We start from the raw sequence: 14,121 nt of genomic DNA on the forward strand, positions 1-14,121 counted from the left end.
CAACGCCGGAGCCGGGCGGGCCTGCGGCTTAACGCGGACGCCAGCCGCTTTCCGTCAGCGCGCTTAGCAAGCGCTCGGCCTTAAGTCCATGCGCCGCGTGACCGTGGTTGCCCGTCAGATCGCCCGCCGCCAGCAAGGCGTTGACGATGGCCTCTTCCACCGCTTCCGCCGCCGCCTCGAACAAGGGCGAGAGATGGTCCGCGTTCACCATTTCCACCGCGCAGGTCAGCGCGCCCTTGCTGGCGTAATCGGTCATCGGCAAGCCCTGATTGCCGGTGGCGAAGGCCACGAAGATGTCGCCGCTGGAGTCCTCGGTGCCGCCGCCGGTGCGGGCGATGCCGATGCCGGCGCGCTGCGCCAGCCGCCGGCATTGATCCGGCAGCAAGGGCGCGTCGGTGGCCAGCACCGCCACAATGGAGCCCATGCCGGGCTGCGGCAGCCGTCCAGTCTCAAACGGAGAGGGAATCTCCGCGCAGCTCAGATGACGGCCCACCGGGTAGCCCTCCACCAATAGCGAGCCTCGCTTGCCGTGATTGGCCTGCACCAACGCTCCCACGGTCCAGCCCCCCGCCTCCGCCGGCAGCCGCCGCGAGGCGGTGCCGATGCCGCCTTTGAATTCGTGGCAGATCATGCCGCTGCCGCCGCCCACGCTGCCCTCGGCCGGCAAGCCGCCGCTGGCAGCGCTTTGCGCGGCGCGCGCGTGCTCCGCCCTCACGTGGAAGCCGTTGATGTCGTTGAGCAGGCCGTCGAAGGTTTCCAGCACCACCGGCATGGTCCAATACAGCTGCGGCTCGCCGGCCACCGCCTCGCGCTCGCCGGCGATCAAGGCGTCCCGCACCACGCCCACGCTGTGGGTATTGGTCAGCGCGATCGGCGTGCTCAACACGCCGGCCTCGCGCAACCACTCCAGGCCGGCGGCGTCGCCGTTGCCGTTCAAGACATGCACGCCGGCAAAGCACGGCGTGCGCCGCGCCAGGCCCGGCCGCGGCTCGATCACCGTGACCCCGGTGCGCGCGCGGCGGCCGTCGTCGAAATCCGCCCAGGCGGCGGCGTGCCCCACCCTCACCCCGGGCACGTCCGTAATCGCGTTCAAGGGGCCGGGCTCGCCCTGGCCGATGCGAATGCCCAATGCTCTGGCTCGTTTCAACATACTCACCTCTCTTTCTGTTCTTCAACGATCAATACGACGGCGGGCTGCTTACGGCCCGCCAGCAAGAGCCCGGTCAGCGCGATGCCGCCGATAATCCACCAATCCCGCGCGGGCGCGTCCCGCAGCACCGCCCACAACAGCGCCAGGCTGCCAACCCCCGCCAACAAGGGCGGCCACGGCCAGCCCGGCATGCGATAAGGGTGATGGTGCCGGCCCAGGCGGCTGCGCAAGGCCGCCAACGCCAACAATAAGTAGTTCAGCATCAGGATGATTACGGTGAAGGACGCCAGAGCGCCCAGGCTGGAATGAAAGGTCAGCAAGGCGGACGGGACGGCCAGCGCCAGCGTGGCCACCCAAGGCGTGCCGAAGCGCGGATGGATGCGTTGCAGCGCCCGGCTCGCCGGCGCCGGCCACAAGCCGTCCCGGCCGCTGGAGTACAAGAAGCGGCCGCTTTGCACCACGATGGCGATGATGGCGTTGAACACCGATAGAAAGATGCCGCCGCTGATCACCCGCGCCAGCCCCGGGCTGCTCAAATGGCTGAGCACGTAGTTGATCGGATCGGCCTGCCGGCTCATTTCCGCCAGCGAGGGCGCTCCCAGGATCAGGGCGGTCACCGGTATCAGTTCCACCAGCACCACGATGGACAGCGCCGCCAGCACCGCTCGCGCCACCGGCCGCCCGCTTTCTCGCATGTCCTCAGCAAAGTACACCGCCCCGCCAAAACCGTTGTAAGCGAACACGGCAGTCCCCACCATGGCGAAGATTGTCGCGGCGGACACCGCGGCGAGGCCTCCGTCGGCCGCCGCCTTTACCGGCTGCCACAGCACGGCAGCCGGCTGCTGCGCTTCGCTGAAGCCCAGCCAGGCGATCAAGGCCAAGGCGGCCAGCTCCAGCAGCAGAAAAGAACCGGTCAGCCAGGCGTTCACCTTGATGTCCAGCACTGCAATGCCGAAACACAGCACAATCATGGCCAGCGCCACTTCGGCGCCGTCCAGGCGGGCGCCCAGCGCGGAGTTCAGATAGGGCGCGGCGCCGGTGGCCAGCACCGCGGGGATGAACAACAACAGACATAAAATCAGCAGATACATTTGCAGGCTGAGCGCGCGGCCGAACACCCGCTCGATGATCACGTATTCTCCGCCGGCGTTGGGATGGGCCGCGCCCAGCTCGGCGTAGCAGAGCGCAAACACGACGGCCAACGCCGCCGCCAGTACAAAGGCCAGAAAGGCCCCGCTGCCGGCGCCTTGCAGCGCAAACGGCGCGATCACGAAAATGGAACTGGCCGGCGTCACGCCGGACACGGTAATCAACACGACATCCGTCACGCTCAACGAGCGGCGCAATCCGGGGCGGCTTGCTGGCTGGCTCATTCTGTTCTCCTCTTGTCGCTATGGTCTTGTAGTCAGACTTGCGGAAGACAGTGTATTTTGACGCGGGAAGGTGCCCAATCACCGTGATGGGTTACCCCAAGCGGGGATTGCCGGATGGAAGCTTTGTTGAAGGAACTGCCGCTGCACCATCATCTGGCTCAGTTGATGGCGCAAATCGGCCTGCCCGGGTTTTGGCGCCAGATGGTCCTGCTGTTGCGCGGCGGCGTGCCGCTGGACAATGCGCTGGCCGCCTGCTACCACGCGGACGCGCCGCCGCGGATTCTTGAGGAGTGTGATTTTCAGCATCAGGCCGTGGCGTCGCCGATGGCGCTTTACTGCCAGGGGCTGTACCTGCTGGACCCCTTCTATCAGTACACGCAACGGCCTTTTGTCGACGGCATCCACCACCTGCCCGACATCGCGCCGGACCACTTCCGCCAAAGCGAATATTTCCAACGTTACATGAGCGGCGAAGTCGGCGTGGACGAGGTTCAGGTGCTGCTGCGCGTCGATGCGGGGCAGGTCTTGTCATTGTCGCTGGGCAAGGCCAGCGAGTTCGAGCCGGCCGACATCGGCAAGCTGCGCGTGATGCAGCCCTGGCTGCTGTCCGCGATGCGGCGCCATTGGCAGTTGTGCTCCGCACCCACACCTCCTTCGGCCAGCCTGTCAGACCAACTGACGCAGACGCTGAGTCATTTTGGCCACGGCAGGCTGTCCGAGCGCGAAGCCGAAGTGGCGCGGCTGACGCTGTGCGGCCTGTCCAGCAAGGCCATCGCCCAACAACTGGCCATTTCGCCGGAAACGGTCAAGGTTCACCGCCGCAATCTGTATCTGAAGCTCGGCGTGGCCAGCCACGCCGAGTTGTTCAATTGCTATATCGAGCAACTACGCGGCAGTGAAACTTAGGACCTGTTCACGATCTGCCGCGCGTTATGAGACGTGACACGGTGAGTACCCCTTCGAAATGCTGATGTAGCTCTTGACCATTCCGCTTTCTCAGCGGTTTTCGCCTTGTCTCGCCCTGGCTCGCGAGATCGTAAACACATTCTTAGATCCCGCTTAGTTTCCCAGCCACTTGGCCGACAGGCCGGCGAATTCGCCGTTTTGCAGGCTCTGGCTCAGCCATTGATCCACCCAGGCTTTCCAGCGCCAGTCGTTGGGCAGCAGATAGGCTTTTTGCGAAAAGTCGAACGGCTTCTCCGGGTGCACCGCACACAGCTCCGGATGCAGCTTCTGCTGATAACGGGTTTCCACCGCGTCGGTCACCATCAGATCGGCCTTGCCGTCTATGATCTGCCGGAAAATGGTGACGTTGTCCGGATGCACGGTCAGCGCGGCCGCCGGCAGGCGAGCGCGGGCGAACTTTTCATTGGTGCCGCCCGGATTGACGATCAGCTTGACCTGAGGCTGGTTGATCTGGGCGATGGTTTGAAAACGCTGGACGTTTTCGCAGCGGGTGATCGGCGTCTTGCCGTCGTTCAGATAGGGCTGCGAATACAGCGCCCGCTTCTGCCGCTCCAGATTGATCGACACCCCGCTCATCGCGATATCGAACTTGCCGGCAGCGTGGTCGCGCATCAGCGTCGGCCAGCTGGTGGCCACCAGCTCCAGCTTGACGCCCAGCGCCCGCGCCAGGCTCTGCGCCATTTCGATATCCAGGCCGCGGTATTCGCCGCCGGAGTCGCGTTCGCTGAACGGGCGGTAATCTCCGGTGGTGCCCACGCGCACGCTGCCGCGTTGCAGGATGTCGTCCAGGCGGTCCGCCAGCGCCGGCTGGCCGGCGATCAGGCCGCCCAACAACAGGCAGCCCAGTATTGGTTTTTGCTTCATCATGGTTGCTTTTTTCTTGTGATGTTTACTCGTCGGACGCTGCCAGCGCCCGGCTCGAGCTATCCGCTGACGCGCAGCAGATCGTGAACCGATTCTTCAATAGGCCAGCGGGAAAGCGAAGACTTCGCGCTGATAGGTTTCCACCACCACGCTGAACGGCGCGTTATCGCTGCCGCGATACAACACGGCGCGGTGTTGCAGTACTTGCTGGGCAATGTCCAGCCCGGCGGCGGCGGTCTCCGGAGCAGCGGCCTTCATTTCCCAGCCCGTCGGCAACGGCGACCACAGCAGTTTGACCTCCTCGGTCTGCCTGCGGAAATTCAGCGCCGCCACCGCGCGGCCAAACGGCACGTCGCTGCTGTCCAGCAGGCGGTTCATTTCCTCGCTCAGCTTGGACGGCAGATACCAGTTGTCGGCCTCGGACAACACGTGCTCGCCGCAGGCCAGTTGCACGCGGCGGTAGGCGATGCGTTCTCCCGGCCGCGCCTGCAATTGGGCGCGCACTTCCGCGCTGGCTTCCTTGTGATCCGCCGGGTTGCGCAAGGCGCGGATCTGCGCCGGCGACGCCATCCGGTGATCGGCGCACCATTGCTGCAAAGTGCGGGTGGCGCTGCTATTGCTCAGCAAGGTGGCGTTCAAGGTCTGCAACAGGGCCAGCGCCTTGACGCGGGTGTCGCGGCTGTCCTGCCAACCGGGATAGGACCAGGCCTCCGCCAAAACCGGTCCGGCGGCCAGCCACAAACAGCCTGCGGCCAGAAGTGTTTTTTTATGCATTGGGATTCCCAAGTCAATCATGGAGCGGAAAATAATAAAGCAAAAACTTTAAGTTTGATAGCAAGTAGTCTCTGAATATTCTGTCTTCATTTGCGCGCAGTCCCGCCCGCTTCCCGGTGCGCTCCCGCCGCCCGCAACTGGGCGAGAAAAGCCGGCGCTTCCCGTTGCCGTTCCAGTTCCGCCCAGATCCTGCCCGGCAGGCTCGGTTCGCGGTACGCCAATTGGCGAGACAGTATCAGGAAATAAGATTTCTCTTCCAAGGGCAGCCGGCAGCGCTCTATCGCCTCCGCCAGCTCGGGATGGTCGTGCAGAATCTGCTCCGCGCGCGGCGTTTGCAGCGCCGCGCCGCTCAAGCGCCGCAAACGCAACATCTGCAGAATGGCCAGCGGATCGCGGTTGCTGTCGTCTATCGCCACCTGCTGCTTGCGCAGAAAAACACCGATGGAAAAATCGGTCTGCATGCCTATCGGCGCCATGCCGCTGGACAGGCGCGCGCCATCCCAGTCCACCGTGGTGCCCTTGAGCCGATACAAGGAATAACTGGCGCTATGCAGCCGCTGACTGGCGTCCGGCGCGCCGTCCGACAACAGGGGGTACACCCCCCATTGCAAGCGCTCCGGCACGAAACTGGCGGCGAAGGCGCCGTCCATCTTGCCTTGGCGCAGCATATTGATGCAGCGCCGCCACGGCATTGGATGCAGGGACAGCTCCCGTTTCAACGCGCCCTGCAGGTGTTTGATCAGTTGAATGTCCAGCCCGCCGCCGCGGCCGTCCAGCCAGGGATAGGAGGCCTGGTCCTCGTAGCAGAGCAGCAAGGGCTCGGCCGCCGCCGCGCTCAGCGGCCAGGCCATCGCCAATGCCGTCGCAAGACTTAATGCCAGCCTCTTCATTGCCTTGTCCATTGATGAACGATGGTTCCGTTATCGCTCATGCCGCCGCCGCATGCCAAGCCGCCTATTTCCGGGCCAAGGCCTGCTCCCGCTCCAGCAAGTCGAAAATGCCGGGGCGCGCCGGCTCGCCGTCGTAATACGGCGCGCTTTCCAATCGCCCCACTTGTTTCAGATGGCGCACCAGCACCTTGCCGCTGTCCGGATAGACGCAGACCTCGTGCGGATCGTTGACGCCGATGCCGAGATAGACCAGGTCCTGATCGAAAGGGTTGGCGATCTGATGCGCGACGCCGGTGCCCGCAGGACAGGAAATACAGTCTCCCGGACCGATTTCCTGCAGGCTGTCGCCCAGGCGCAGCACCCCGCGTCCAGACAGCACATAGAAGATCTCGTCCTCTCGGGCATGGGAGTGAAAGGGACAGCCCGCGCGCCCCGGCGGCAGACGGGTCAGATTGGCGCCCAGCCGGCCGGGCAAGGCGTCCAGCGCCGGCGTCAGCGGCTGATAGCTGCCGCCCCATCCTTCCCCGTCCCGGTAGTCCACGGCTTCCACCTGATCAATATTGACCACATGCGACGGCTTGCTCATCTTGCGCTCCTTAAAACCGCTAACAAAACCCCTGCCCCTGCATTGCGCCTTCTTGTCGTACTCAAGCACGGCCTGCGTCGGCGCGCCTTGGTTCAGGTTCTCCGCCTCATAATGGCCCGCCGCCGGGAAATGTCAGCATCATCCTGCAAATCCGTTCCGCCCGACAAGCGTCAATCCAAGCCGCGCAGCAAATCCGCCATGGCTCTCACCGTTTCGACACAGGTTTCCATCCTGTCGTACTCGTCCATGCCCGCCGCCCCCATGCTCACCCCGGCTTGGCGATGGCGCATCGCGCTGGCCGCCCGAACCCGGGCAGAGGCGTGGAATTCACGGCAGCCGGTGGCCCGCGCCAGCTCGGCCAGCGTGTCCGGCCGCACGCCGCCCCCCGGCATCAGAATCAACCGCTCTCCCGCCTGACGACGCAAGCGGTCGATCAAAGCCGCGCCCCGCAGCGCGTCCGGCGCCTGGCCGGAGGTCAACACGCGCCGGCAGCCGCTGGCGATGATCTGCTCCAACGCCCGCTCGGGATCTCGCGCCATGTCGAAGGCGCGGTGGAAGGTGGTCGTCATCGGCCCGGCCAGCAGCACCAGCTCGCGGGTGCGCTCCGCATCCACGTCGCCGTCCGCGGTCAACAGGCCCAGCACCACCCCGTCCGCTCCCTGTTCGCGGCAGGCCAACACGTCGCGGCGCATGACTTCGAATTCGTCGTTGGAATACAGAAAATCGCCGCCGCGCGGACGCACGATCACTTGCAGGCCGATGTCCAGCCTCTGCCGCGCCAGCGCAATCATGCCCGGCGACGGCGTGACTCCGCCGGTTTCCAGGCTGGCCCACAATTCCACCCTGGCCGCGCCGCCCCGCGCGGCGGCCAGGCAGGACGCCAGCGAGCCGGCGCACACTTCCAACTGTCTATCTTGCGACAAAATATCCCCCTTGCTCGGCTGAATGCCTTGCGGATTTTGACCCGTTTCGCCGGCCGCGTTAAGCTGCGCGCTCGAGATGACGCCAACGTAAGTCGATATGCTCTATTTTGAAGATTTGAAAGCGGGACAATTGTTCCACAGCCCCACCCACGTGCTAAGCGAGGAGGAGCTGATCGGCTTTGCCCGGCAGTATGATCCGCAGCATTTCCATACCAACCCGCAAAGCGCCGCGGACAGCCTGTTCGGCGGCCTGGCCGCCAGCGGCTGGCAGACCAGCAGCCTGAGCATGCGGCTAGTGACCCAGACCGAGCTTGGCAAGATGGCCAACGGCTTGATCGGCATGCAGATCGACAAGATGCGCTGGCCGCAGCCCACCCGCGCCGGCGACGCCTTGCGCGTCGCTGTGGAGGTGCTGGACAAGCGCCGCTCCAACAGCCAGCCTGGCTTCGGCGTGGTGAAAGTGCGCTGGACCACCCTCAATCAACGCGACGAGGTGGCCATGCAACTGGAGTGCTCGATCTGGGCGCAATGCCGCGCCCAGCCGCAAGAGGGCGCGCCCCGTCCGGCGACGCAGCACGCCTGAGCCGAGCGGCCCGGATCAGCGACGAACCTGGATCAGCTCGGCGTCGCGCAAGGCCTGCAGGGTGTTGCCGCCGGCGTAGCTGATCGAGGACTGCAGGTCTTCCTTCAGTTCGCGCAATAGCTTGCCGATGCTGCCCTTGTACTCCACCAGGATTTTCTTGCCTTCGACGTTGACGTAGGCGCCCTTATTGAACTGAGAGGCGCTGCCGAAGTATTCCTTGTAGTGTTTGCCGTTGATCTCGACGATCTCGCCGGCGGATTCGTCGTAACCGGCGAACAGCGAGCCCGCCATGACCATGCTGGCGCCGCAGGCCAATGCCTTGGCGATATCGCCGTGCTCGACGATGCCGCCGTCGGCGATCACCGGCACTTTGACCGCGGCCACGCAGTCCTGCACCGTGGAAATCATCGGGCGATGGAAGCCGGTCTTGTTCTTGGTGATGCAGACGCGGCCGCCGGCGATGCCAGCCTTGATCGCGTCGCAGCCCCAGCTTTCCAGGTCGCGCGCGGCCTCTGCGGTGGCGATGTTGCCGCCGATCAGGAAAGTACCGGGGAAGAGCTGCTTGATGTGCTTGATCATGCGCTCCGCCTTCACGCACCAGGCGTTGGCGATGTCGAGCGTCATGTATTCAGGGGTGAGTCCCGCTTGCTTGAGCGCGTCCAGCTGTTCGAGGGTGTCTTCGTTGACGCCTACACTGATGGAGGCGAACAGACCTTTTTCCTGCATGGCGCGGGTGAAAGCCACCGCGTCCACATTGAAGCGGTGCATGGTGTAGAACCAGTTCTGAGCGGCGAAGAGCTCGCTGGTCTCGGCGCAGACCACCGACTTCATATTCGACGCGTAGATCGGCATGTCGAAACGGCGCGGGCCGAATTGCACCGAGGTGTCGCACTCCTTGCGGCTGTCCACTACGGTCTTTTTCGGCACCAGGTAAACGTCGCCGTAATTGAGTTCTGTCTTGATCATGCGTTTGCTCCCAAAGCGGAAATAGAGTCAAAAAACGAGGGGCCCCAAATATAAACGGGAGCCCCGACGGCTCCCGTTTACAGTGTCCCCTGCGACGCCTCGCTTGGCTCGCACGCACTTACCGGCACACCTTACGCCGCCGGTTTCTTCACGTCAAGCCATTTTATTTCAGATCAAGACAAAACTTTTCACTTGTCGCACCAGCTTTCGTCTTCCTCGCCCAGCCAGTTGAGCAGCGGCTGCCAGGCTTCGCGGTCGCGCTGGGTGCGCGACGCCGGCAGGTCGAACAGAGACAGCCCGCTGGAAGCCGCCTGAACGTAAAGTTGGGTGTCGCGCAGCCAGGTCAATACCGGCACTTCGTGGTCCGCCAGAAATTTCTCCAGCTCGCGCGCGGAGCGGGTCCGCGGGTCCACCCGCATGCCCACCACCGCCATGAAGGCCTTGTTCTTCCGGATGGCCTTCTCTTCCAGCAGTTGCTCGAAAAAAGCCTCGCTCGCCCACATATCGAACGGCGACGGCTGAATAGGCACCAGGATGCGGCTCACCCGGGACACCAGGGCCGCCAGCTTCTTGCCGCGCAGACCCGCCGCGCTGTCCAGCACCACCACCTCGGTGCCCTTGGGCGGCCGCGCCGCCTCGCCGGCCTTGACCTCCCAGCCGGCGATGGAGGGCAGCGCGGCGTCGCGTTGCGCCAGCCAGCCCAGCGAGGATTGCTGCCGGTCCACATCGCCCAGCATCACGCGTTTACCGAGCGCGGCGTAATAGCCGGCCAGATTGGTCGCCAAGGTCGATTTGCCGCTGCCGCCCTTGGGATTGGCTACCAATACCGATTGCACATCCGCCTCCTCTGCCGTTTGCGATGGCACACTATACCAGAGGGGGAGCGCTTGCCGCAGCCGGGCTATCGGGGTAAGGTCGAAGCCCGGAAAAGGAGCCCGCATGCCGCAAAACTATGACGCCATTCTGTTCGACATGGATGGTTTGATGATAGACACCGAAAGAATTTCCATGGAGTCCTGGCGCCGCGCCGCCGATGAACTGGACATGACGCTCAGCGATCAGCTGCTGCTGGACATGGTGGGCCTGTCCATGCGCCGCTGCACCGAATTCCTCAGCGAAAGGCTGGGCAGCCAAGAGGACGCCGTCGCGCTGCAGAACGTGGGCCGCAGGCATTACTGGCAGATGCTGGAGCATGAAGAGATTCCGCTGAAGCGCGGCATCGAGGCACTGTTGAACTGGGCGCTCGCGCAGGGCCTGCCGCGCGCGGTGGCCACGTCCACCCAGCGCCAACTGGCGGACATCAAGCTGGGCCGCACCGGGCTCTCGCGTTATTTCGACACCGTGGTGGCCGGCGACGAAGTGGCCCACACCAAGCCGGCGCCGGACGTCTACCTGGCCGCCGCGCGCAAGCTAGGCGTCGACCCCCTGCGCTGCGTAGTGCTTGAGGACTCGATCTACGGCCTGCATGCCGGCGTTGCCGCCGGCATGCGCGTGATTCTGGTGCCGGACCTGGTCACCCCGCCGGCGGACCAGACCCATCACGCGCTGGCGGTGTGCCAGGACCTGCATCAGGCCCTGGACGTGCTGCGACAGTTGGCCGACGTTTAGCGCCTGTTCACGATCTTGCGCGGCCTCGCGCTGGCCCGCGAGATCGTTAATGGGTTCTAGAGCCTGTTTTCTCAGCCGTGACCGCGGATGCGCGCGACCAGCTCGTCGCGCACGTCATCAGCCTGGTCATTGCCCACCTGGCAAGTGCCGGCCGCCTCGTGACCGCCTCCGCCGTACTGCAGCATCAGCGCGCCGACATTGGTGCGCGAGCTGCGGTTAATGATGGACTTGCCCACCGCGAACACCGTGTTCTGGCGATTGACGCCCCATAGCTGATGAATGGAGATGTTGCAGTCCGGGAACAGCGCGTAAATCATGAAGCGGTTGGTCGGGTGAATCACATCTTCATGCAGCAGATTCAACACCACCAGGTTGCCATAGACGCGGGAACAGCGCCGGATCTGCTCCTTGGCCAGCGCCTCGTGTTTGGCGTACAACTCCACGCGCTCCTGCACGTCCGGCAGGGCCAGAATCTGATCGATGCTGTGATCGCGGCAATAACGGATCAAGTCCAGCATCAGCTGATAATTGCTGATGCGGAACTCCTTGAAGCGTCCCAGGCCCGTGCGCGCGTCCATCAGGTAATTGAGCAGCACCCAGCCAGAGGGGTGCAGCACTTCCTGCAAGGAGTACTGCGCGGAATCGGCCTTGTCCACCGCCTCCATCATTTCGTCGCTGATCTTGGGAAACGCCTGCTTGCCGCCGAAATGGTTGTACACCACCCGCGCCGCCGACGGCGCCTTGGGGTCTATCACGTAATTGTCCGCGCTGGAGTTGCGCAGGGTTTCGGAAAGATGGTGATCGACGACCAGATGCGCCGCCGCCAAGTACGGCAGGTTGGTGGTGATGTCGTTCTCGGTGATCTCCACCTTGCCGTCCTGCATGTCCTTGGGGTGGGCAAACTTGATCTCGTTGATCAGATTCAGCTCGTTGAGCAGCACCGCGCACACCAGTCCGTCGAAATCGCTGCGCGTCACCAGGCGATATTGCTGTTGCGACATGAGTTCCCTCTCTCCAGCGTAAAGGGCCGGCGCGGCCCCGCCCGCGCCGTACGGCGCCTCAGTCGGCCGGCGACACCTCCAGCGCGCCGGCCATCCCGTCCGTCAACGCCGCCAACAGGGCCTCCGCCTCGGCAAGGGGCAAGCTCAGCCTCAAGCTCACCCGCTCGCCGTAACAGGGGGCCGACACCGGCACCCCCAGTTCCTGGCATAAATGGCGCAGCCGCGCCTCGCCGGCGAAATCCACCGTCGCCTCGTAATCTCCGCGCGGCACCACCGCCACCAGGCAGGCCGCGTCCATCGCGGCGTTAACAGCTTGAGTGTAGGCTCTGACCAAGCCGCCCGCACCCAATTTAATTCCGCCGAAATAACGCACCACCACCGCCAGCACATCGCAGACGTCCTTGTGCCTAAGCACGTTGTACATTGGCCGCGCCGCGGTGCCGGAAGGTTCGCCGTCGTCGTCCAGCATGGAGTCCGCGCCGCACAGCAGCACCGCGCAGTAATGACGCGCGTCCGGCCATTGGGCGCGAATCTCCGCCAGCCGGGCCAGCGCCTCCTCCCGGCTGCTCACCGCTTGCACGATGCCGATGAAACGGCTCTTCTTGATTTCAACCTCGGCCTGCGCCAACGCTTGCAAATGGAACATTCCATCCCTCTGGCTGTCTGAAGGGGTGGATTGTACCCCTATCGCCGGCAAAGCACCGGGGCAAGCACTACAATGAAAACGGGAATGCGCCTTGTTCACCTTAAAGGAGCCAAAGCCATGATCATCCTGCTCGTCGTGCTTGCATCGCTGCTTGCCGTAATCTGGGTCATGCTGGACAAATTCTGGCTGGATGATGAGGAAGAGGCTCGCCTGTCCCATTATCTGCCGGACAAGGATCATGTCTGAGAACCGGTTCAGGGTCTCGCGAGCAAGAGCGAGGCCGTAAACCGGTTCTAGGCGTTCGCCTGTTTTTTTGACGGTCGACGCCCGCTCGCTTGTCATTCCGCGGCGATGGCATGAAAATGAGCGCTTCAATTTGACAAGGGCATTGTTTTGCCGCTAACCGCCATCTGGATTGCCAGCGCGCTGATCGCGCTGATCGCCGAGTTCTACTCCGGCACCTTTTACCTGCTGGTCGTCGCCGTCGCCATGTTGTGCGGCGGCGCCTCCGCCTGGTTGGGCGCGCCCGAAGCCAGCCAATACGTGATCGCCAGCATCGCCGGTGTAGCCGGCGTAGCGCTGGTATACGGCTACAAACGCCGGCATCCGTCCCTCCCCGCCCAGCCGCAGGCCGACGACCCGGACCTGGGCCAGCCGGTGCAAATCCTCCACGCCTCCCCCGCCGGCCATGTCCGCGTGCAATACCGCGGCGCGGCCTGGGACGCGTCTCCCGTCGACGGCGCCGCGCTGGAAGACGGCGCCACCGCCTACATCGTCGGCCGCGACGGCAATCTGCTCAAAATCAGTTCAACCCAACCGGAACAATAAGACCCATGGAACTCCTGCCCCTGATCCTGCTCGCCGCCGTCATCGTCTTCGTGTTCAAATCGCTGGCGGTGGTGCCGCAACAGAACGCCTTCATCGTCGAACGCCTCGGCCGCTATCACGGCACCCTCGCGCCCGGCCTCAACATCATCATTCCCTTCATCGACCGCATCGCCTACAAGCACAGCCTGAAGGAAGTGCCGCTGGACGTGCCCAGCCAGGTCTGCATCACCCGCGACAACACTCAGCTGAAAGTGGACGGCATTCTCTACTTTCAGGTGACCGACGCCCAGCGCGCCTCCTACGGCACCAGCAATTTCATCATCGCCATCACCCAGCTGTCGCAAACCACGCTGCGCTCGGTGATCGGCAAGATGGAACTGGACAAGACCTTCGAGGAACGCGACGAGATCAACCAGACCGTGGTGGCCGCTCTGGACGAGGCCGCGATCAACTGGGGCGTCAAAGTGCTGCGCTATGAGATCAAGGACCTGGTGCCGCCGCAGGACATCCTGCATGCGATGCAGGCGCAAATCACCGCGGAACGGGAAAAGCGCGCGCGCATTGCCCAGTCCGAGGGCTTAAAAATGGAGCAGATCAACCTGGCCAACGGCGCGCGCGAGGCCGCGATCCAAAAATCCCAGGGCGAGATGCAAGCCACCATCAACAACTCCGAGGGCGACAAACAGGCCGCCATCAACAAAGCGCTGGGCGAGGCCGAAGCGCTGCGCCTGGTGGCGGACGCCACCGCCGACGCGATCAAGCGCGTGGCCAGCTCCATCCACACCGAGGGCGGCCTGGAAGCGGTCAACCTGAAAGTGGCCGAGCAATACGTAGCCGCCTTCGGCAAGCTGGCCAAGGAAAACAACACCATCATCCTGCCGGCCAACGTGGCCGACGTAAGCTCGCTGGTAGCCAGCGCGATGAGCGTGGTCAAGCAGACCCAGCGCTGAAGGCGCTGCCTTG

17 protein-coding genes are annotated in these 14,121 nt (G+C 64.0%); 6 read left to right on the top strand and 11 right to left on the bottom strand.

What is annotated here, in order from left to right; genetic code table 11:
* Positions 1-28: 28 nt before the first annotated feature.
* Together B0T39_RS03180 and B0T39_RS03185 are read right to left on the bottom strand one after the other, a co-directional pair.
* Positions 29-1,150, bottom strand: a complete 1,122-nt coding sequence (locus B0T39_RS03180; protein ID WP_081544767.1) for a DmpA family aminopeptidase — start codon at positions 1,148-1,150, stop codon at positions 29-31.
* Positions 1,151-1,152: 2 nt separating this feature from the next.
* Entirely contained in the window at positions 1,153-2,523 is a 1,371-nt protein-coding gene (locus tag B0T39_RS03185; protein WP_081544768.1) for an APC family permease, read from the bottom strand.
* Between the two features lie 114 nt (positions 2,524-2,637).
* Between B0T39_RS03185 and B0T39_RS03190 the strand changes: the two genes are divergently transcribed.
* Positions 2,638-3,429: a helix-turn-helix transcriptional regulator gene (locus B0T39_RS03190; RefSeq protein ID WP_081544769.1), complete on the top strand. Its 792-nt coding sequence runs from the start codon at positions 2,638-2,640 to the stop codon at positions 3,427-3,429.
* A 153-nt stretch (positions 3,430-3,582) separates the two neighbouring features.
* On the opposite strand, the gene B0T39_RS03195 is transcribed toward B0T39_RS03190, so the two are convergent.
* From B0T39_RS03195 to B0T39_RS03215, 5 genes are all read right to left on the bottom strand, one after another.
* Positions 3,583-4,356, bottom strand: a complete 774-nt coding sequence (locus tag B0T39_RS03195; RefSeq protein WP_303245575.1) for a transporter substrate-binding domain-containing protein — start codon at positions 4,354-4,356, stop codon at positions 3,583-3,585.
* 93 nt (positions 4,357-4,449) lie between these two features.
* Complete coding sequence (locus B0T39_RS03200; protein ID WP_081544770.1) at positions 4,450-5,127, bottom strand: hypothetical protein; 678 nt, start codon at positions 5,125-5,127, stop codon at positions 4,450-4,452.
* Positions 5,128-5,213: 86 nt separating this feature from the next.
* Positions 5,214-6,017: a transporter substrate-binding domain-containing protein gene (locus B0T39_RS03205; protein WP_176219470.1), complete on the bottom strand. Its 804-nt coding sequence runs from the start codon at positions 6,015-6,017 to the stop codon at positions 5,214-5,216.
* A gap of 64 nt (positions 6,018-6,081) precedes the next feature.
* The gene (locus B0T39_RS03210; RefSeq protein WP_081544772.1) at positions 6,082-6,603 is read right to left on the bottom strand and encodes a cupin domain-containing protein; all 522 of its coding nucleotides are present in this window, start codon (positions 6,601-6,603) and stop codon (positions 6,082-6,084) included.
* 170 nt (positions 6,604-6,773) lie between these two features.
* Positions 6,774-7,526 (bottom strand): copper homeostasis protein CutC, encoded by a 753-nt coding sequence (locus tag B0T39_RS03215; protein ID WP_081544773.1) that lies wholly within the window; start codon positions 7,524-7,526, stop codon positions 6,774-6,776.
* A 97-nt stretch (positions 7,527-7,623) separates the two neighbouring features.
* Here B0T39_RS03215 and B0T39_RS03220 point away from each other — a divergent pair, with 97 nt between their 5' ends.
* Positions 7,624-8,109, top strand: coding sequence for a MaoC family dehydratase (locus tag B0T39_RS03220; RefSeq protein ID WP_081544774.1), 486 nt, complete (start codon positions 7,624-7,626; stop codon positions 8,107-8,109).
* 15 nt (positions 8,110-8,124) lie between these two features.
* Here the strand turns inward: B0T39_RS03220 and B0T39_RS03225 are convergent, their stop codons facing one another.
* Both B0T39_RS03225 and B0T39_RS03230 read right to left on the bottom strand, forming a co-directional pair.
* A complete protein-coding gene (locus B0T39_RS03225; protein WP_081544775.1) occupies positions 8,125-9,075 on the bottom strand; it encodes a GMP reductase in 951 nt (316 codons plus the stop codon).
* A 188-nt stretch (positions 9,076-9,263) separates the two neighbouring features.
* Positions 9,264-9,911, bottom strand: a complete 648-nt coding sequence (locus tag B0T39_RS03230; protein WP_254894479.1) for a ParA family protein — start codon at positions 9,909-9,911, stop codon at positions 9,264-9,266.
* 103 nt (positions 9,912-10,014) lie between these two features.
* Between B0T39_RS03230 and B0T39_RS03235 the strand changes: the two genes are divergently transcribed.
* Positions 10,015-10,683, top strand: a complete 669-nt coding sequence (locus tag B0T39_RS03235; RefSeq protein ID WP_081544777.1) for an HAD family hydrolase — start codon at positions 10,015-10,017, stop codon at positions 10,681-10,683.
* 71 nt (positions 10,684-10,754) lie between these two features.
* Here the strand turns inward: B0T39_RS03235 and B0T39_RS03240 are convergent, their stop codons facing one another.
* Positions 10,755-11,684: an exopolyphosphatase gene (locus B0T39_RS03240; RefSeq protein ID WP_081544778.1), complete on the bottom strand. Its 930-nt coding sequence runs from the start codon at positions 11,682-11,684 to the stop codon at positions 10,755-10,757.
* A 58-nt stretch (positions 11,685-11,742) separates the two neighbouring features.
* Complete coding sequence (locus B0T39_RS03245; RefSeq protein WP_081544779.1) at positions 11,743-12,330, bottom strand: IMPACT family protein; 588 nt, start codon at positions 12,328-12,330, stop codon at positions 11,743-11,745.
* Between the two features lie 117 nt (positions 12,331-12,447).
* On the opposite strand from B0T39_RS03245, the gene B0T39_RS26095 reads away from it, so the two are divergent.
* The 3 genes from B0T39_RS26095 to B0T39_RS03255 all read left to right on the top strand — a co-directional run bounded on the left by B0T39_RS26095 (position 12,448) and on the right by B0T39_RS03255 (position 14,108).
* On the top strand, positions 12,448-12,576 hold the full coding sequence (locus B0T39_RS26095; protein WP_254894480.1) for a hypothetical protein: 129 nt from the start codon (positions 12,448-12,450) through the stop codon (positions 12,574-12,576).
* A gap of 147 nt (positions 12,577-12,723) precedes the next feature.
* Positions 12,724-13,158 (top strand): NfeD family protein, encoded by a 435-nt coding sequence (locus B0T39_RS03250; RefSeq protein WP_081544780.1) that lies wholly within the window; start codon positions 12,724-12,726, stop codon positions 13,156-13,158.
* 5 nt (positions 13,159-13,163) lie between these two features.
* Positions 13,164-14,108, top strand: coding sequence for an SPFH domain-containing protein (locus B0T39_RS03255; protein WP_081544781.1), 945 nt, complete (start codon positions 13,164-13,166; stop codon positions 14,106-14,108).
* Positions 14,109-14,121: the final 13 nt, after the last annotated feature.

It is taken from the genome of Chromobacterium haemolyticum, from assembly GCF_002081825.1.
Taxonomy (GTDB): domain Bacteria; phylum Pseudomonadota; class Gammaproteobacteria; order Burkholderiales; family Chromobacteriaceae; genus Chromobacterium; species Chromobacterium fluminis.